We start from the raw sequence: 17,966 nt of genomic DNA, 5'->3' as shown, positions 1-17,966 counted from the left end.
CGTAAGCGCTGTTTTCAGGCCACGGCTTTGAGGGCTGGCATGGCTGGGTAGGCCCATGGCAGCAGGTCGTCGAGACGGCGCTGGGGGTGGCCCTCGACGATGCGGGTGATGACGTCGGCGAGGTAGGCGTGTGGCTCGACGCCTGCGAGCTTGCAGGTCTCGATCAACGAGGCGATCACCGCCCAATGCTGGCCGCCGCCGTCCGAGCCGGCAAAAAGCGCATTCTTGCGGTTCAAGGCCAGGGGTCGGATCGCGCGTTCGACGATGTTGGAGTCGATCTCGACCCGGCCGTCGTTGAGGAACAGGCTCAAGCCGGCCCAGCGCGACAGAGCGTAGCGGATTGCATCGGCGAGTTTGCTCTTGCGGCTGACCAGGCCGAGCTTCTCGCGCAGCCACGGCTCCAGCGCCTCGATCACGGGCCGGCTTCGCTCCTGACGCACGGCACGCCGCTCGTCGGCCGGGCGACCACGGATTTCGGCTTCGATCCGATAGAGTGCGGCGATGCGCGCCAGCGCTTCCGTGGCGATCGGCGAGGCGGGGCCAAGTTCGTAGAAGAGCCGCCGTGCGTGGCTCCAGCAATAGGCCAGCCGGATCGCGCCGCCCTTGGCCAGCACCTCGTAGGCCGCATAGCCATCGACCTGCAGCACGCCTTCAAACCCAGCCAGATGCGCGATCGGCCGGCTTGCGGTGCGGTCGGGGGCGTAGACGTAGGCGACACCGGGTGGATCGGATCCACCCCAGGGCCGGTCGTTACGGGCATAGGCCCAGAGCTGACCGGTCTTGGTGCGCCCGCGCCCGGGATCGAGCACGGGGGCCGTGGTCTCGTCGGCAAACAGCTTGCCCGAGCGCTTCAGCGTCTCCAGCAACCGCTCGTGCACCGGCCGGAGCAGGAAGGCGGCGCGTCCGACCCAGTCGGCGAGCGTCGAACGGTCAAGGACGACACCCTGACGGGCGAAGATCTGCGCCTGGCGATAGAGCGGCAGATTGTCGGCGTATTTGGAGACGAGCACCTGCGCGACCAGCGCGTCGGTGGGCAGGCCGCCCTCGATCAGCCGGAGCGGTGCCGGGGCCTGCACGAACGCGTCCTCGCAGGCCCGGCAGGCGTAGCGCGGCCGGCGGATCACCAACACTCGGAACTGCGCCGGCACCACGTCGAGCCGCTCGGACACGTCCTCGCCAATCTTGTGCAGGGTGCCCGAGCAGCACGGGCAGGCGGTGCCGTCGATGTCGACGAGGGTCTCGACCCGCGGCAGATGAGCTGGGAGCGCCCCGCGGTTGGTGCGACGTTTGCCGACCCGGACCGCCTTCATGGCCGGCTCGGCCTCCTCGGCGGCAAAACCCGCGGCCTCGACCTGCTCGGCCTCTTCCAACCCGAGCAGGAGCTGGTCCTCGGGCAGGCTCTCGGCCCGGCGTCCGAAGCGGTGGCGCTGCATCGCCAAGATGATCTGGCGCAGCCGCTCGTTCTCGGCCTGCGCCTCGACGAGCTGCGCCTTGAGCGTCTCGGGATCGTCGGACAGGCGTGAAGCAGGCTTAGCCACGAAGCGGATTAAAGCATATCCGCCAGAAGCTTACCATCGTAATGGGGCCCGCGCCCTCGACCTTTTTGCTCACCCTGCGACCGCCGGAGCGATGACCGTGCGAGCCGCGTGAACACGCTTCCAGTCGAGCCCTTCGAGCAGGGCCGCGAGCTGCGCTGCCGTGAGGCGTACGACGCCATCCTCGATCTTCGGCCAGCAGAACTGACCGGCCTCCAGGCGCTTGGTCGCCAGAACCACCCCACTCCCGTCCCAGAACAGAAGCTTGGCCCTGTCCGCTCGCTTCGATCGGAACACGTAGACCGTGCCAGAGAACGGATCCGCGCCCATCGCATCCCGCACCAGGGCAGCCAACCCGTCCATGCCCTTGCGGAAGTCCACTGGCCGCGTCGCCATCATCACGCGCACCGCACCGGACGGTCCGATCATACCGTGGCCTTCAGCGCCCGGATCACCGCCGTGATCGTCGCTTCCCGCGCGCCCGCACCGATCCGAACGGTCACGCCAGCCAAGTCCAGCTCGATCTCGGCAGCAGGAGCGTCTCGATGCAAGGCCCGAGGCCGCGACCGTCGTGCCGCCGGAACCGGGACATTATCCTCGACCAGCGCCGGCACGAACGTCAGTGGCAGGGCGACAGGAAGCGAGGCTGCCGAACGCCGGGCCGCGCGAAGCCACGTGAACAGGTGCTGCGGGCTCATCCCATGCCGGCGCGCGATCACCGAGACCACCGCACCGGGGGCGGTCGCCTCAGCCAGGATGCGGTCACGCTCGGCCTCGGACCAGCGCCGACGACTGCCCACGCACGTGACAACCTCAAGCCGGCGGACCGACCGCGGCAACTCAACCATATCCTTAAGCATAGACACAAAACGATCCGAACCAGGGACCGTCAGCCTCCACCATCGTCAGTTCATCAAAAAGGGCGGATCCAGACACCGCTTACNCCATATCCTTAAGCATAGACACAAAACGATCCGAACCAGGGACCGTCAGCCTCCACCATCGTCAGTTCATCAAAAAGGGCGGATCCAGACACCGCTTACCGAAAGGCCGTCATATGCGAGAGTGGTCAAGGCTTAGGACCAGATCTGACTCGGAGCGGTGGTAAAGGATCGTTTCGCTTCGAGGTCTGCGACGAATTCATCCCATACAGTAGGCCCGAGCCGACGCGCACAGAACGAGCCAGCCATCGTTACAAACCCGGTCAGCACCGATGATAGATCGGCGATGTAGCCGTCCAATTGACTGGGTACCGTCGTGCCGTAACCCAGAAACACGGCATCCCTGTAATTGGCCTTACCCCTGTAGCGAATGGCTTCGTGCAGAAAGCTCACGTTACGTACGGCGAGCCGCCGGTCCCGCAACTCGCGGGCGGCGGCTGTGCGGAAATCTGCAACCTTGAGGTCTCGAAAGTCCCTACTGTCGCGAATGGACTCTTCCGTCTTCCACCGCCACCACTTCACGCAACCCGAGAGATAGGCGTGGACGGCTGCTTCAGCTTCGTCGCGATTGACCGGCGCGGCCGATGACAAGGAACGCTTCTCGACGGTCAGCATCTTCATGAGTTCCAGGTCGGCGTCCTTCCGGACCAGCGTAGACACGCGCATCTCAAACGGTGGCATGACGAGATCTCGCTGAGCAATCTGCCCGCTCCACTGGACGGCCGTACCCGTATGGTCATCTTGGAACGATCCGTCCTGCGCGGTCACCATTGCCGAGGCGGCTGCATAGATGCCGTAGTACCAGGCCACAATACCCACTCGTGCGATGTCGGCCTTGTTCTGCACATCTAGCATCGCCCGCAAGGCAGAGCACTGGTGTAGTGCGAAGAGAAGCTGCTCCAGAACAGTGTTCTGCTGATGTTCGGTGAGCTTGATTCTCTGGACCCCGGAGTAAAATGTGCGAGCGCTCGACGCACTCAGCCCATGATAGGTGGTCAGAAGAGCTAAGCCGCGCATCCAATTTATGGTCGACGGTAGAGCAAACAGGGAATCAGGATTCCCTTTTGGCTCCGAGATAGTGCCCGTGTTCGTTATCCGAGTATAGAGTGACATCACCGACCTCAACGCCTCGGCTCACTGTACCATGCCTAAAGCCCTTCGCAGCCCGCAGCCCAAGAGGCACCATACGATCCCGGAAATGCTCCAGAAGCGCTTCCTAGATTCCGACAAACGCATATGGTTTTATGATGAGAGGCGCCCTCATGAGGGCATACAGCGGACAGTCCGAGATAATCTTTTTGTCGAGACGCACGCCTATTCTACTATCGAAGAAGACGGATCCCGTAATGCCGATCAGGAGCTTATTTTCTCAAGACTAGAAGGACGAGCGGACCATTTGTTAGACAAAATCGTGGAAAACGCACGTCGCAACCATACGGCTGATCTTTCCGAAGAGGAGCGAGCGCTCGCGAACGAGTTCCTTATGTTCCAGATGAAGCGGGTGCCCGACTTCTTCAAGCAGGTGGCAGTCGACGCTGAGGGCCAGATCGAGACGTACATCGCCAAGTTCGAGGCTGACGGCGGGAAAATTTCAGAGTCCGAGAAGGCTTCTCTGAGGGACCCGGCGTTTGTGAAGAGGGCTGTACAGAACGCTCGGGTGTATGGAGTCGGACGTCAATCTGATCGCATTCTGTCCGCCTTCGCCGCGAAGGGTCTCACCGTCGCACACATCAGCCCGAATGAAGGAAGCTTCATCCTCGGAAGCCACCCCACGGCAAGGTACGCGGCCCCTGATGGCCGCAAGGATCTAGGGCATCCGGATGTGGAGTTGTGGCTTCCCGTCGCCAGCGACGTGGCTATCACGCTGTATGGCGAGTCAGGTACGGAGAGTCTCGTGAAGCTGAATAATGCGGGGGTCACAAAAATAAACAAGACGATTTTTGATCAGAGTACGGTTGTGGCTTCCGGTGCACGGAGCGTCCTAGATGCCCTTATTGGATCCTGAGGGTAGGCCGAACCCAGTTAAACAAAACCTTCATTGAGCGGCCGGAGATCGGAACCCCGATGGTAAGTGAGAGAACCAAGGTCGACGGGCCCAGCCCGATAGAACAAGTCCGGATCTACGCGAAAAGACAGCGTGAACGATTCCGATTCGATTCCAGCAAAATCGAACGCGCTGAGAATGTCTACGTCGCGTGGATCGACCTGATGGGTGCTGGGAATTTGATGTCGGTTTCGCTTGAAAAACCTGCAAATGCGCTGGTCCGACTACATATGGCCGTTGAACAAGCGACCCATCAACATACGTCCGCCTATACACTGCCTATTAACGACGGTGTATTCATAATATGTCCAAGTACATTTGAAATTCAGACTGTTGTGCAATCAATCATGATTGATCTTGCGGCGATATTCATTTCAACTCCAGACCCTCAAAACAAGTTTCTGCTCCGTGGTGCGATTGCTTACGGTCCAGTTTACCGAGGGGACGCGATCGCCGCAGGCCTCTCGCCCGCTAAACGGGTGAAACATCAACAGACGCTCAGTCGGGTCGCTTTCGGTCCAGCCATCATTCAGGCGTTTCGTAGTGAAAGTAATGCACCTCCTTATGGAATTGCAATACATGAGTCCGCACGTGCCTTTGCTCCTCCAAACAGTTCTCCTTTCCTCATGTCACACTGGCTCTGGTGGATAGCACATGCAGATCTCAAGCAGCCATCTGGAGCGCCGCCGCTATCCGTTTTGAAAGATGTTTTGTGCTCTGATATTCTATCACACTTTAAATGGTTGCGCTCGACGTTGATTATGCATGGTATAACCAACGAGAAAGTATCCCAGTGGGAACAGATGGTGCAGCAGTATTTTCGATATTGGCCGTCCAACAGCTGAGGGCATCCAGGTCGGCGCTCTAGTAGCGGCTGGACCCGCCTAAGGCCAATGAATGAGCGCGATGTGGATGTACTTTTCTGAGCGCACAGTCAGATTCGGCTTAGCACCCCGAGCCGAAGTTGCCGGACGGCTGACGAACGGCTGCTTTGGAGAAGCGCCGATAGCGGTCTGGACGGCTGGGTTGGGTCGATACCGGAAGGTCGCCTTGCTGAAACTGAATTATCCGCTGCCGGGCGGTAGGATGATTTCCGCTCATGATGTCAAGCAGACTTATGCCCCTTCTCTCATGGTGATGTACGGCCGACCACGAGCCGCAGCGGGTCACTCGGGCCACCCTCCAGCAGTACGGCTTGGGCCTCGATCGCGGAGAACCCGGCATGTCGCAGATAGAGGTCGATGAGTCGAGCGTGATCAGCCCCGCTCACGGCGCGCCAAATGGCGACCGCTTTGGTTGGAAAACAACGATTCGAAAAGGTTATGATCAGAGGCGCGCCGGGTACCAGCACACGCGCAACCTCACGCATCACAGCTACAGGGTTCTGCAGGTACTGCACCCCGACGCAGATGAGGGCGGCGTCGATGCTGTCCGTCTCAAGCGGCAGGATTGGATCGGTGTTGAGATCTTGGACGAAATGCTGCGTCAGGCGCGGGTTAGCGACAAGCTCTGAGTTGTTCAGGCCATGCCCGATCACCGCGCTATAGGCGACTTCCGCAGGCAGATGGCTGACCCAACTCGACATCAGATCGAGGACGCGTCCGCCGGGCGGCAGAAGCGTTCGATAAAGGTCGGTGACAGCTTCGATGGCCGGATCGTCGATATGCGTCACGAAGCGCGGCTGTGCGTAGAACAAGGCGTCGGGTGATTGATCCTGCTTGGCAAATGCACCGGGGGGTAATTCGGGGAGTGTGGTCATCGCCATTCCTGTTCACCCGTCACTCTGTCCGACCGACAGACAGATCGTTCGACGGTGCGGAACAACCGGGTTCCTAGCCCCAAGATATTGGGCCCGATCCTCTGCTTTGTCCTGGGGGTGATCGTCGCGCTCTGTCGTCGAGGGACCGTGAGCGATGAGCAACATGCGATCACCCGAGTGCGCGTCGCGCCCTCACCGGGCCTTGGTCACGATCCAGTCAATGATCGCGTCGGCCACCGCGCCGTTGTTCAGCTCCAGCATCATCATGTGCCCGTTGCCGTGAATGCCGTGCTCAGCAAGTGCAAGACGATCTGGCTTCGCACCGGCCTGGGCGAGAAATGCGCTCGTGCAATCGTCCATCGTTGCGCGGAACGAGGCTTCACCGGTGACGATGACGGCTGGCACCTTCGCAAGGTTCGGGAGCTGCCGGGCCGGCTCAGCCTGCAACCAGCAGCGGATCTGCCCCACTCGGGTCGGCTGCTCGGCCTGTACCACAGTTAAGTCGGCTGGCGAGCCCACAGTGGGCTCGAAGCGCAGCGGCAGGCGCGTAATGCCATAGGGCCGGGCTCGGGCCTCACCAACGCGCTCGTACCATTCGTCGCCGCCCTTGAACTTGATATCGAAAAAGGTTGGGCCGTTCGGCTCGACGGCGACGTGCGCCTTCACGAGGTCAGGCCGCTGGTCGGAAACAGCCCAGCCGAACACCCCAGCCTGTGAATGTGTGAGTAGGACCGAGGGGCCGATTTTCTCCAGCAGTGCGATCAGCGCCGGGTTAACCAGTTCCTCGCTCTTCAGCGCACTCGCGATGTAGGGCACCTGCGAGAGATAGAACTGATCGAAGGCGACGTTGCCTTTCACACCCGGGCCGCCCGGCCATTGGGTGTGAAGCATGGCCTGCGGGAACAGTGCGAACCGTTCCTGGCCCGTGAAGATGCTTTCCAGGTCACCCGGTGCGAGTCGGGCGTAGGGGCCGTAGACCTCCGGGTTGTCGCCTGACCGACCTCTGCCGACCTGATCGACGACGTAGACGGCAAAGCCGCGCTCGACGAAGTAATCCACCCATCCACGCCGGCCATCGGGCGTGGCAAGGAAGTTCACCCCAGTCTGGGCAGTACCGTGCACCATCACGACCGGGAAAGGCTGCGTGACATCGACTGGGGCATGGAACTGGACGAACATCTGTCCGGTAGCGAGGTCTTTCCCGCCGACAGTTTCGTACCGACCGCCAACGAAAAAGTAGCCCTCACGTTGGGTCGGTTTGAAGGTCGCCGGTACGTTGGGGGTAACCGGAGCAGGCTCGGTTTGGGCCGTCACTGTGAGCCCGAACAGGGCGCAAACCCCAAGTAGCGCTAACCTCCGCATCGACGTCCTCCCGTGGACGTCTGGCGCGCCCTTTGAAGAGTATCGACGGCGACTGTGCCTTGTGTCCATCCGTGAGGCTCGCGAAGCTCGACCACGCCCGCAGTTTCGATCACCTGCCCGCCAACGGAATTTCGTTAGAAAGCGTCGTTCAGGGCGCAAATCATTGTGGCAAGGTCGGCTATCGCCAAAGCCATCGCATCGCGCCTGTTAGGGTGGACTATCGCTGAAGCCGCCCTCAGTCCGCTGCCGACGGTACGTACGGGTTCAGCAAGGCGATGTGCGACCGCGTGCGAACCAGGATCGGCAACTCCGGCCAGTCGCGCCAGCGCAAGGTAAATAGGTCGTCGGCCTTGGCCTCGACGACCTCAGCCTCGAACCAACCATCCTCACCACCCCCATGTACCAGGACGGTACTTCCTGCAGTGATCTCGGACCAACTGACGGGTCGCTGCTCGGCGCTTTTCGAAGCTTCACAACCATCGCCTTCCGGCACGGCATCGGCATTAATGGGCGCGGTGTCGTCAGCCGCCGTAATGGCGGGGCCAGCCAATGCGCTCAGGCGCTCGTACAAGCCCTTTTTGACGAACGGCACGAAACCCTTGCCGCTTGCGAACACGCGCCCCAGCGGCAGCTGTGAGGCGATCGAACGATGCTCCTCGGTTTCGACTGCGAGGGTTCGCATGCCCATCAAGTCAGCCGCCTTGGTAGCGAGCGTAGCGTCGGCCTCGGCAAAGGCAGAAGCGTGCGGCTTGCCGTCCTTGTCTCGACCGAAGACAATCAGCGCGAGGCTGACTGCGGCTGTACCGGTTTCGGGCTTCTTCTCCATCGGTGATGACGTGTCGCTCATTTCATGCCCCTAAAATGCGAAAAAGGGCCCCGGATGGGACCCCCTTGCTGGTATCGGCGGATGTTGTTGTAGGCGCTAAACTGTACCGGGGTTCGTGGCATCCAGTGATGCACATGATGGTTCGGCACTTCAGTCATAGCCCCCATGCTGCAGGCAACATTGACCGCCCAAAATCATATTTATAGGAAAATATACTCTTCGTCAACGGCGTGTGATTTCTGCGCTGCGAGGTCTCAGAATATGCCGCCTGATGATCCAGCTATGAGCGCGAGCCAAGGCGATATCGCTTCAAGCGTCACGCTCACCTCAAAGCGATTCGGCATCCTTATCCCCGTTTCTCACAGGCTTGCGACAGGATCATTGACCTAGGAACCCAGATCCTGTGTTCTTGTTATGTTCTCATTAGGAGCAGCACGATGACAGCCTCGCAGATCGCCGAGATCGGAAGAATGACCGAGACCGAGTTGCTCGCTATCGCGTACGTCGAGGCCGCAGACGGCGACCTCGACATGGCCTTGCGGAATGCCCTGGAGGACCGCCTAGTTCTTGAGGAGGAACTCGTAGTCGCCAGGGGGTTAACGTCAACGAATGCCGCTTCGCCTTTTCAAGCGACCGTAACGCCGCGGCCGTGATCCATAAGCATTTGCGTCCAGAGTACCAGCGGCTACCGACCCGCCACTGATCTCTGTGGAGAGCTTCAACCGAAAGCCATCTAAAGCCCTTCATAAATACAGAAATTTTTTTGTGTCATGGGCTTCGAGAGGCAGCGGCTGGTCATGAATTGGGATGAAGAGCGGCGTCGCCTATCTGCGAATTGGCTAAACACAATTGCTTCAGGTGTTGTGACTGCTGGTACCTGTGGATCTTTTCTAGCCTTTGTCTTCGGAACCAACTCGGGCGCAACTGCTGTTCGCGTCATCGGTGTGTGGATCGGAGCACTTGTCGCAGGACTCATAATACATCTGGCTGCTCGTGCGGTACTACCACCGAAAGAGCGCTGATCACGTCAATAGCAAAGCATTCAATCCGTCGCCGGCAATTTCATCGATGATGCATGTGTCAGTTCGTTAACAAGCCACTCCCGCAGCTTCGTCCAGCGACGCTTCGTCTGACCGCTTTTGACGGCCATGCCGATGGCTTTGCGCTGCCCGATCAGCACCACGAGCTGCTTGCCCCGCGTTACGCCTGTGTACAGGAGGTTTCTGGCGAGCATGTTGAAGTGCTGCGTCACAATGGGGATCACCACGGCTGGGTACTCCGAGCCCTGGCTCTTATGGATCGTCGTCGCGAAGGCGGGCACCAGCGTGTCGAGCTCACCGAAAGGGTAGATCACCTCCCTTCCTTCAAAGGTGACGAGTACCGCCCCTTCCTCCTCGTCGATGCCGGTGACCATGCCAAGGTCGCCATTGAAGACGTCTCGGTCGTAGTCGTTCTGCGTCTCCATTACCCGGTCACCCGGCGCAAATCGCCAGCCGAAGCGCTCGACCTGTGCAGGCGGGTTGGGGTTCAGCACGCGCTGGAGTTCATGGTTCAGGTTGCGTGAGCCCAGCAAGCCGCGCAGCATGGGCGTCAGCACCTGCACATCGCGCACGGGATCAAGGCCGAAGGAGCGAGGAATGCGGTTGGTAACGACCTCGATCAGCTTGGCGACGCCGACCTCCGGGTCATCGATCTCGATGAGGTAGAAGTCCGCCTTCTCGCCTGGGCGGGGCCTCTCCGGCATCTGGCCGGAGTTGATCCGGTGCGCGTTGACGATGATCCGGCTCTCAGCCGCCTGCCGGAAGACCTCGGTCAGCCGTGCCACTGGTATCCGCCCGGAGGCGATCACGTCTGCTAGGACCTGCCCTGGTCCGACTGAGGGTAGCTGATCCACATCCCCAACGAGCAGCAGCCCAGCGTGGTCCGGCACCGCCTTCAGCAAGGCATTCATCAGCGGCACGTCCACCATCGAGGTCTCGTCAATGACGAGGAGATCGCAGTCGAGTGGGTTCTCTTCGTTGCGCGAGAAGCCGCCGTGCTTTGGATCAATCTCCAGCAGGCGATGGATGGTTTTCGCCTCCAGACCGGTCTGCTCGGTCATGCGCTTGGCCGCACGCCCTGTAGGGGCAGCGAGCAGCACCTGAGTGCCCTTAGCCCTGAGGATGCGTAGCACCGAATCGAGCGTGCTGGTCTTGCCCACGCCAGGGCCGCCTGTGATCACGCTGAGCTTGGAGCCCAGCATCAGCCGCACGGCCTCGATCTGCGAGGGTGAGAGAGCCTTACCGGTCTTCCCCTCCACCCAGGGCCTAGCCTTGTCGAGGTCGATCTCAGGCCACGGCGGCCTTCCCGACGCACGATCGATCAGGCGCTCGGCAATGATCCGCTCTGAGGAATGCAGCCCCATGAGGAAGATGCAGGTCTCGCCATCCACCGTGTCGGCGACTACGTCCTCACCGCGTAGCTCCAGCGCGATGGCGATGCGGATCAAGTCGGGTGCGACCTCCAGCAGCTTTTGGGCGAGCACGGCGAGGCGCACGGTGGGCAAGCCGCAATGCCCCTCGTCCATGGCAGTCTGGAGCGCGAACGAGACACCGGCTCGCAACCGCTGCGGCGCTTCCTTCTCTAGGCCGAGCTTCATCGCAATAGCATCGGCCGTTCGGAACCCGATGCCGCGAATGTCGCGTGCGAGCCTATAGGGGTCCTCAGTCATGACCTTGATGGAGTCCTGACCATAGGTCTTGAAGATGCGCACAGCCCTGGCGGTGCCCACACCGTGGGCGTGCAGGAAGATCATTATCTCCCGCACCGCCTTCTGCTCGGCCCAACCTTTCACGATCCGCTCGGCCCGCTTTGGTCCAATGCCGCCGACCTCCTTCAGGCGGTCAGGCTCAGCCTCGATGACCTCGAAGGTATTCTCTCCAAACAACGCCACGATGCGCTTGGCCATGGCTGGACCGATGCCACGCATGTAGCCGGATGCGAGGTACTTCTCGATGCCATCAACCCCAGTCGGTGGGGTCGCCTTGAGGGTGTCGGCCTTGAACTGCAGTCCGTGTTGTCGGTCCGAAAACCAGATGCCGGTTGCGGTGATCCATTCGCCTGCACCGATGGCAGGGGCATGCCCAATCACAGGCACGAGGTCGCGCTTGCCTCGGGCCTGAACCTTCAGGACACAGAAGCCGGTCTCGCTATTATGGAAGGTGACACGCTCCACCGTGCCCGCAAGCGTCTCTGACGGCGTGCCTCGCTCGAATTGTTTTTGCCCCGGCCTGGGGTTCATATCGTGGCTCCGGGTCGTCCGACACACACCACCCACGGCGCGGGTCAGCTTACCAGAGATCTATGTACTGATGTGCCGGATTGCTTCTATCCGAAGTTAGCGTTCAGACATGACGGCGCTGGGGCAGATCTAACGATGAGATCCGCTCCAGCTACACATCCTCAGGCCGGGGTGGCTTGAGCACCCTTCCGACGCTTGGCAGATTTGGGAGCTTCTGCTGACTTGTCGGCCGCTACTTTTTTGCGAGCAGGCTTGGGTTTGGAGGCGCTCGACACCGTCTCGTCAGCCGCGACATCCTTCGCCGCAGCCTTGCGACGCTGCTGACCGAGGCCGAGTGAGCGCGCCAACTCGGACCGCTGCGCTGAGTAGCTTGCGGAGGTCATCGGGTAGTCAGCAGGCAACCCGTGCTTTGCACGATAAGCCTCGGGCGTCAGACCACGAAGGGTAAGGTGACGGCGAAGGGTCTTATAGGGCTTGCCATCCTCGAAGCTGATGAGAGCGTCCGGCGTGACCGATTTTTTAATCTGCGCTGGGGTCTGCTTTTCGACCTTGGCGTCGTCGGTTTTAACCGCACCATTCGAGAGGCCGGCCAACGCGGTGTGAACGCCCGCGATTAGCGACGGCAGCTCAGAGATGGGAATTGAATTGTTAGACACATAAGCCGCCACGATGTCGGCTGCGAGTTCGAGATAAGCGGTCGAGATTGTTTCTGCATTTTCGGACATGAGAGTGCCTTTCTTCAAGCCTCTCTTCCGCAACTAGCTGACAGCTCGATAAACGCAAGCAGCGGCGGCAATTGATCTACAGAAATGAGAGGCGCTCACCGCACCCAAGCCATTTATTTTACCCTAAACACGATGCGGTCGCACGTGCTGTAGGCTGGGCAGTAGATCTGATCACAGCGCTGCCGATCGTCAATTTTGTTGCCGTTGCAGATGCCGTAGCCGCCCTCAGCACAGAAGGCCCAAATCGCAGCCTGCACGAAGCGCGAGAAATTGACGGGGTGGGCGGCGTTGAACTCGCGAGCATCGATGCGCCGGGCAAGGCCGCCAATGACGCTGGCGCACCCTGCAGGGCCATAACAGGCCGGACCGTAGGGGTGCTCGCACTCGAGCCGCCTGAGTATGCCGGTTCGATGCAGGAAGGCATGAACCAGCGAGTCGATCGCTATCATAGCGGCCCCGGTCGCAACCCAGCGTTCCCGACTAGGGTCGGCCCCAAGCAGCAGATCGGCCAGGAGCATCGACCAAACCTTCGGCCCCACCCCGTGAACTTCGCTTAGCGGGCTCAGGACGGCATCTTTCATAACGGCGGCACGGTCGGTCATCCCGAAACCCGGATCAGCATCAGCGAGCCTCCTATCGATCCATCCAACAAGGTCGCCGTGACAGGCATCTCGAATGAACAAGGCAAGCGAGTATGCAGCCTGGTTCAAGGTGCCCTTCCTCAACGGCAAAGCTGGCAGCGGACAGGAAGGCAGAAGATGAGGCTCGGCGCAGGTCCGTGCACTCTTCTGGTAGCCGCACCCCCTAAACTGCCAGTGCCCCTGCAGGTGGCTGCACGCAGGTCTTGTACGTAGACCTTCGCGAACACCTTCCCAGGTCGCTAACCCATGCTGGGCAGTGAAAGCGAACGCCACGCGATCCGAGATACCCTGCAGACCCACAAGGCTCATGACCCAATCATAAATCGGACCATTATCGTGGCGGCTAATGGCGTTCGAGACGCCATTACGAGCGAATCCATCTCGCAGACCGGCTAGGAAGGTCGTAGGAGCGAGCACCAGAGCGGGTCGAACCACGCTTAGTGCATGCAGCCAAGGGCCTTCAGTTTCGTCTTTCAAATCGAACACCTGGCTGCTGAAAAGCAGGTGGTAGCTCAGGGTTAATAAGCGGCGTCAACTCATCTAAATCAGTCCCAACAGTCATGCGTCTAATTGAGCGTTGACAGCACGGCACCATCTGCACAGCCATGCATGGCTGAAAGGCCAGTGCGTGACAGCTGTGACAGCAAAATTCATTAAGCCACAAAGGCATTCATCACCCTGGGGTTTTAATATAATTTGCTGCAACAGCTGCCACCAACCAATGGCCGGCCTACCTTGGGCAATCAGCCATCGAGACGTAGCTTCATCCCCTCCCAGACGCTGCCGGTGCGCTTTCGAGAATGTCTCAAATTCAGCCGCAGAAGTGCGGCCTTGAAGCCCTTGTCAGAGAGAATTGTCTCGCCGTGTTTCTCGCACCAGCGTTTGTAACGAGCGTAGACGTCACTCGCGGCTACAAAGTTCGCATGGTCTTGGATCAGTTCGTCGCCTAAGAACTTTGGCACATGATCGGCCTTCGCCATCCAGACATTGTTCGCCGCAACGATTGCTTCCGGCTTTCCAAGGCCCTCACGCTGCCAAGCTAAGCATCCCCTCACGGCCCATGCTAGAATACCAGAATACTCGAGCTTGAGCTTAGCTGTGAGATCGGGATCGCGCTCGTTTTCAGAAACGATCACGTTGAATGGAATCACCCTGACCCGCGCCCAGAATGCCGAGGCGGTTCCCCGCACCCCGGGCAAATCATTCGCAACGAACCACAGCTTAAACTCCGGTTGAAACTCGAAAAAATTTTGGCGCATGTAGCGGGCAGTGATTGGCTCACCACCTGTCATTGCCTTGAGTCGTGCCTCGTCGAGGGGGCGGTTCCAGTTCGCCTCTATCGCAGTCACCATCCGAGCGCCTGCCATTCGGGCTAAGTCGGCTGGAATCCCGTTGTCATACTGCTTTGCAAGGAGCGTTTCCGTGAGCGTGTGAAGGCCGTAGTCACCCAGCAGGTCGCGGAAGAGATTGACCAGAGTCGATTTGCCAGTTCGACCGGCTCCATAAGGGAAGAAGAAAACCTGCTCTGTGATGACGCCAGTTAAAGTAAGACCCAGCGCCTTTTGAACGTATGTTATTAGTTCTACGTCAGCACCGAGCGCTTGATCGAGAAATTCTTCGAAGCGAGGGCATTTTTCGCCCGCATCGAATTTAATAGGAACGATTTTCGTGACGAAATCGAACGGGTCGTGAGCTTTTAATAAGCCAGTGCGAAGGTCAATGGTGCCATTATCGACGTTTAACTGCAGAGGATCGGAGTCAAATTCCTTATCCTCGCGCATGAGGAGCGGCTTAGCTAGATCTAGCATTCGGTCAAGTGCGTTTCTGGATAAAGAAAACTTTGAAAAGCGTGTACGTAACGCACGCGCTTCATCTCGATCAAGATAACTTGCTTCAGCTGCAATGCGCCTCGCAGTCTCCTCAGAGAATCTCACCCGCTCCAGCCGAGTATCATGGTTCCAGCGCTTGCCATCGAACACAAGAAATCCTCGACCTGGCGTGTACACAAGGCGATGCTTGAACCGCTTTGCAAGACGCTGAGCATTGTCGGCATCGGTTTCACCTAGCGCTGCAAGTTCTTTGATATACAGATCCTCATCTTTTGGTGGGGAGGAGTCGAACGACAAAGCCGTGTCAGCTTGAACAGGACCTCGAGGATTGCTTTTCCCAGCTTCGATTCCGCTCCATATCGTTGCTGTGGCTTCGTCGCGAGCAAGCCCGATTGATAGGCTCACGTGTGTAAGCGCTGTACGCACCCCGTCCTCACTTAAGCAGTCGGAAGCAATCAGCTGCCCAAGCCGAAAAGCGGAGCGATTTAGTGCATCGTTACGCGTACCTGGTTGCGCCTGACGAAGTTTATAGAGCTCATCACAGAGCGCAGCTTCACCGTAAGAGCCGGGCGACTTTGCGCTTGCTGCTCCGCAGCCTCGGGAGCGATCCGGTTGGCAGTTTATCAGCTCCAGCAGGTACCCCGGAGCATCAGCGACAATTAAGCGTTGTCTTCGCCCTTGTAGTCCGCGTACGCGATATCGAGTGCCCAGATGGTGCAAACTACCAGCGGCAACTACATATCCGCGCTCGCCTCTTATATCGATCCCGTTCCCAATTTTTCTGACAGAATTTCTAATCTCATTAGTGCCCAGTCGAAAGTAATAATGCCTTCCATTTCCTGTATTTGCGGCTGAGCTTTTCGGCAAAGCTTGTTTGTCTTTCGTAATTTTTCTTAAGGTCTTAAACCCTTCGATGCCGTCAACATCTAATACGAATAAATCTGAGATCTTGCCTGTCGCAACACCTATATTGGCGTTCGGCCACATCTCCCACCAGGAAGAAATTGTTTGAAGATCTTTCGTAGCCTCGTGGACACCGCGTTTGAGTCTAGGATGCTTTCCCGAACGATCGCAGGTCACGCTCCCGCAGGAGCATCCACTGTCAGTCGGCTCGTAAAGGGGAAGCACAGCAAAGCCAGCGTTGGCATACAGAAGCGCTTGATGTTTGATTGGATTTATAACGTTTATTGGCATGACTCAAGATCCCACTTAGTAGGTTGTACCCAATTGGACATATACGACGACTATCCGACGCGTTGCGCCGACTTCTAGAACCGGGTTGGGCTAGTTTCTATTGTTCGGATTATAGCAGCGGTAAACCCTACTGCTTACCCGAAAGGAACAGCATTGCTCCCGCCTCTGTACATCCGCATCTTTGCAAAATGCTCAGATCTATTTCCGGAAATACTTCGATCAGCGACGAGTAGGCGCGGAATGCTGAACAGATGACTGATTGTTGTGAATATGTGTAGGGGCACCGTTCACACGTAACGATGCCTGCCCGAGTTGAACGTGCACCAAACAACTTTTACCGGTTTCAGGAACCTCAATGCTCACGCTGACGTCCATTCCTGTCGATTTGCCGGTGGGCATGACATCGTGTGTGATGGTGGAAGCTGCTTGAGGCCGCGGGATTCGAGGCCGATGTAACCGCTGTAAACTTTGTTCCGGTTGGCGGTCCGGTTCATCATCCATAGGAGCCGCCCCGGTTGCCACACCCCACCAAGCTTCGGTTGCTGCAATCACTGCGTCAGGCGGATCTAGCTTCCACCCTCGTTGCACCACTTGGCGTAAGCCTCTCAGCGCCCGATTCAAGACGCCGGAACGTTCGGATGCGTAGATACGGGCAAACAGGGTAGGGTCAGCTTCATGCTTCGTGAAGCTTCGACCGAACGGGATCACAGTTAGGCGACGCCGAAACCCATATGAAGTGTCGCGGAGGTGCGGAATCCGATTGCATAATAAAAGAGGCACGGTCCGGACCTCGAACTCAAAGGCATCGCGGTACTTCGGCTCGCCTGTCACGATCTTGGCTTCACTGATTGTTTTCAGCAGACCGTCAGGAAGCGTCGTACCAACTGCCACATCATCGTCGAGAAACAGAACCTTGTCAGCGAGATGGCTCATCATGAACGGATTACCAGCCAGCTTTCCAACCGGCATGGCTGCTACGCGATCACGGCCAAGAAGGCGGATAAGCATACCTGCAAGAGCGCTCTTTCCATCATTACCCGCACCCCAACCAACGAAAATGCGAGCATCGAGACGCGCCGGTTGAAGAACGTAACCGGTGAACTCGTCCCAGAACGCGGCAAGGGATGTCGGGTTTTCAGAGGCTGAGAAGATCTCGATCAGCGCGCGATCATAGAGTGGGCAGGTCGCCGCTGGATCGTAGACTACGTCGAGGCAGTAGCGGAGTCCTGAGGTTGGGCTGTGCGCCCGAAGCTCCACCGAGCCGTTCTCCCCAATCCACAGCTCCCCATTCGCGACGTTGATTATCGGTAGCGGCTCGTTGAGACGAGAGAGGTCGGGACTAGTTGCTCGGTGCATCTTCAAGAGGTCGATGACCTCGCGGATTGATGAGCGTGTGCGTTGGCCTCCCCACTTCGCTGCAGCGGGCAGATGGTGAAGGATCACTCCGCCGAGTTGGGCATCTGACAGCAGGGTCCATTGCGTTCCGGTGAAATAGCGAAATACGCCATCGGTATAGGTGAGGTAAGAGCCCCCTTTGTAAACCTTGCGGAGTACGTCCCGCATGAGGGCGACTAAGTCATCAGCCAGCGAGAAATGGGCAGTCGGGGTAAGATGAGGAAGCATGGCTACTTCACTCCCTGCTTTACCAGATTTTGAATCTCGCTTTGCCTCCAGGCAGTCATACGTGGACCGAGTTTGATCGGCTGAGGGTATATTCCTTTTTTTACTCCTGCCCACCAGCTGCTCGCGCTCACCGGGATCGGTCCGTCGGGATGGATTATTTGGCGAAGTCGGAGCGCTACATCGCCCTCAATACCTGTGCTCATGATG

General features: G+C 58.8%; 16 protein-coding genes. 3 read left to right on the top strand and 13 right to left on the bottom strand.

Annotation, left to right across the window (positions count from 1 at the left end):
• Nucleotides 1–14: 14 nt before the first annotated feature.
• The 4 genes from tnpC to ASF60_RS03585 form a co-directional block, all read right to left on the bottom strand.
• Nucleotides 15–1,538, bottom strand: coding sequence for an IS66 family transposase (tnpC, locus tag ASF60_RS03600; protein ID WP_056180492.1), 1,524 nt, complete (start codon nucleotides 1,536–1,538; stop codon nucleotides 15–17).
• A gap of 69 nt (nucleotides 1,539–1,607) precedes the next feature.
• The gene (tnpB, locus tag ASF60_RS03595) at nucleotides 1,608–1,964 is read right to left on the bottom strand and encodes an IS66 family insertion sequence element accessory protein TnpB (protein ID WP_056180489.1); all 357 of its coding nucleotides are present in this window, start codon (nucleotides 1,962–1,964) and stop codon (nucleotides 1,608–1,610) included.
• A complete protein-coding gene (tnpA, locus tag ASF60_RS03590; protein ID WP_162241290.1) occupies nucleotides 1,961–2,335 on the bottom strand; it encodes an IS66-like element accessory protein TnpA in 375 nt (124 codons plus the stop codon). Before tnpA ends, tnpB begins: the two co-directional genes overlap by 4 nt.
• 276 nt (nucleotides 2,336–2,611) lie before the next feature.
• Nucleotides 2,612–3,493, bottom strand: coding sequence for a hypothetical protein (locus tag ASF60_RS03585; RefSeq protein ID WP_056180484.1), 882 nt, complete (start codon nucleotides 3,491–3,493; stop codon nucleotides 2,612–2,614).
• Nucleotides 3,494–3,620: 127 nt separating this feature from the next.
• Between ASF60_RS03585 and ASF60_RS03580 the strand changes: the two genes are divergently transcribed.
• Nucleotides 3,621–4,481 carry a DUF4238 domain-containing protein gene (locus ASF60_RS03580; RefSeq protein WP_082507726.1) on the top strand — a complete coding sequence of 287 codons (861 nt, stop codon included), beginning with the start codon at nucleotides 3,621–3,623 and terminating at the stop codon, nucleotides 4,479–4,481.
• Between the two features lie 203 nt (nucleotides 4,482–4,684).
• Entirely contained in the window at nucleotides 4,685–5,365 is a 681-nt protein-coding gene (locus ASF60_RS25455) for a hypothetical protein (RefSeq protein ID WP_244478312.1), read from the top strand.
• A 284-nt stretch (nucleotides 5,366–5,649) separates the two neighbouring features.
• On the opposite strand, the gene ASF60_RS03575 is transcribed toward ASF60_RS25455, so the two are convergent.
• The 3 genes from ASF60_RS03575 to ASF60_RS03565 all read right to left on the bottom strand — a co-directional run bounded on the left by ASF60_RS03575 (nucleotide 5,650) and on the right by ASF60_RS03565 (nucleotide 8,488).
• Nucleotides 5,650–6,279 (bottom strand): class I SAM-dependent methyltransferase, encoded by a 630-nt coding sequence (locus tag ASF60_RS03575; RefSeq protein ID WP_056180564.1) that lies wholly within the window; start codon nucleotides 6,277–6,279, stop codon nucleotides 5,650–5,652.
• Nucleotides 6,280–6,471: 192 nt separating this feature from the next.
• A complete protein-coding gene (locus tag ASF60_RS03570) occupies nucleotides 6,472–7,641 on the bottom strand; it encodes an alpha/beta hydrolase (RefSeq protein ID WP_082507724.1) in 1,170 nt (389 codons plus the stop codon).
• Nucleotides 7,642–7,876: 235 nt separating this feature from the next.
• Entirely contained in the window at nucleotides 7,877–8,488 is a 612-nt protein-coding gene (locus tag ASF60_RS03565; protein WP_156633818.1) for a hypothetical protein, read from the bottom strand.
• A gap of 416 nt (nucleotides 8,489–8,904) precedes the next feature.
• Here ASF60_RS03565 and ASF60_RS03560 point away from each other — a divergent pair, with 416 nt between their 5' ends.
• Nucleotides 8,905–9,120, top strand: coding sequence for a hypothetical protein (locus ASF60_RS03560; RefSeq protein WP_056180475.1), 216 nt, complete (start codon nucleotides 8,905–8,907; stop codon nucleotides 9,118–9,120).
• Nucleotides 9,121–9,509: 389 nt separating this feature from the next.
• Here the strand turns inward: ASF60_RS03560 and recD2 are convergent, their stop codons facing one another.
• The 6 genes from recD2 to ASF60_RS23395 all read right to left on the bottom strand — a co-directional run bounded on the left by recD2 (nucleotide 9,510) and on the right by ASF60_RS23395 (nucleotide 17,962).
• Entirely contained in the window at nucleotides 9,510–11,747 is a 2,238-nt protein-coding gene (recD2, locus tag ASF60_RS03555; RefSeq protein WP_056180472.1) for an SF1B family DNA helicase RecD2, read from the bottom strand.
• Between the two features lie 161 nt (nucleotides 11,748–11,908).
• Nucleotides 11,909–12,472, bottom strand: a complete 564-nt coding sequence (locus tag ASF60_RS23405) for a MucR family transcriptional regulator (protein ID WP_082507723.1) — start codon at nucleotides 12,470–12,472, stop codon at nucleotides 11,909–11,911.
• A 113-nt stretch (nucleotides 12,473–12,585) separates the two neighbouring features.
• Nucleotides 12,586–13,182, bottom strand: coding sequence for a hypothetical protein (locus ASF60_RS24240; RefSeq protein WP_244478311.1), 597 nt, complete (start codon nucleotides 13,180–13,182; stop codon nucleotides 12,586–12,588).
• A 674-nt stretch (nucleotides 13,183–13,856) separates the two neighbouring features.
• On the bottom strand, nucleotides 13,857–16,136 hold the full coding sequence (locus ASF60_RS23400) for a phage/plasmid primase, P4 family (protein WP_082507722.1): 2,280 nt from the start codon (nucleotides 16,134–16,136) through the stop codon (nucleotides 13,857–13,859).
• Between the two features lie 219 nt (nucleotides 16,137–16,355).
• On the bottom strand, nucleotides 16,356–17,759 hold the full coding sequence (locus ASF60_RS24235) for a DNA primase family protein (protein WP_156633816.1): 1,404 nt from the start codon (nucleotides 17,757–17,759) through the stop codon (nucleotides 16,356–16,358).
• Nucleotides 17,760–17,761: 2 nt separating this feature from the next.
• On the bottom strand, nucleotides 17,762–17,962 hold the full coding sequence (locus ASF60_RS23395; protein WP_082507721.1) for a helix-turn-helix transcriptional regulator: 201 nt from the start codon (nucleotides 17,960–17,962) through the stop codon (nucleotides 17,762–17,764).
• Nucleotides 17,963–17,966 lie beyond the last annotated feature (4 nt).

The sequence above is a fragment of the Methylobacterium sp. Leaf113 genome (genome assembly GCF_001423325.1).
In the GTDB taxonomy this organism is placed as follows: domain Bacteria; phylum Pseudomonadota; class Alphaproteobacteria; order Rhizobiales; family Beijerinckiaceae; genus Methylobacterium.
The sequence above is the reverse complement of the archived record's forward strand: the minus strand, read 5'-3'. Positions and strand labels throughout refer to the sequence as shown.

What these genes read in the sequence shown, in the direction of transcription:
- tnpB (WP_056180489.1), bottom strand. Translation starts at nt 1,964, where the DNA reads ATGATCGGACCGTCCGGTGCGGTGCGCGTGATGATGGCGACGCGGCCA.
- ASF60_RS03585 (WP_056180484.1), bottom strand. Translation starts at nt 3,493, where the DNA reads ATGCGCGGCTTAGCTCTTCTGACCACCTATCATGGGCTGAGTGCGTCG.
- ASF60_RS03580 (WP_082507726.1), top strand. Translation starts at nt 3,621, where the DNA reads ATGCCTAAAGCCCTTCGCAGCCCGCAGCCCAAGAGGCACCATACGATC.
- ASF60_RS25455 (WP_244478312.1), top strand. Translation starts at nt 4,685, where the DNA reads ATGGGTGCTGGGAATTTGATGTCGGTTTCGCTTGAAAAACCTGCAAAT.
- ASF60_RS03575 (WP_056180564.1), bottom strand. Translation starts at nt 6,279, where the DNA reads ATGACCACACTCCCCGAATTACCCCCCGGTGCATTTGCCAAGCAGGAT.
- ASF60_RS03570 (WP_082507724.1), bottom strand. Translation starts at nt 7,641, where the DNA reads ATGCGGAGGTTAGCGCTACTTGGGGTTTGCGCCCTGTTCGGGCTCACA.
- ASF60_RS03565 (WP_156633818.1), bottom strand. Translation starts at nt 8,488, where the DNA reads ATGAGCGACACGTCATCACCGATGGAGAAGAAGCCCGAAACCGGTACA.
- ASF60_RS03560 (WP_056180475.1), top strand. Translation starts at nt 8,905, where the DNA reads ATGACAGCCTCGCAGATCGCCGAGATCGGAAGAATGACCGAGACCGAG.
- recD2 (WP_056180472.1), bottom strand. Translation starts at nt 11,747, where the DNA reads ATGAACCCCAGGCCGGGGCAAAAACAATTCGAGCGAGGCACGCCGTCA.
- ASF60_RS23405 (WP_082507723.1), bottom strand. Translation starts at nt 12,472, where the DNA reads ATGTCCGAAAATGCAGAAACAATCTCGACCGCTTATCTCGAACTCGCA.
- ASF60_RS23400 (WP_082507722.1), bottom strand. Translation starts at nt 16,136, where the DNA reads ATGCCAATAAACGTTATAAATCCAATCAAACATCAAGCGCTTCTGTAT.
- ASF60_RS24235 (WP_156633816.1), bottom strand. Translation starts at nt 17,759, where the DNA reads ATGCTTCCTCATCTTACCCCGACTGCCCATTTCTCGCTGGCTGATGAC.
- ASF60_RS23395 (WP_082507721.1), bottom strand. Translation starts at nt 17,962, where the DNA reads ATGAGCACAGGTATTGAGGGCGATGTAGCGCTCCGACTTCGCCAAATA.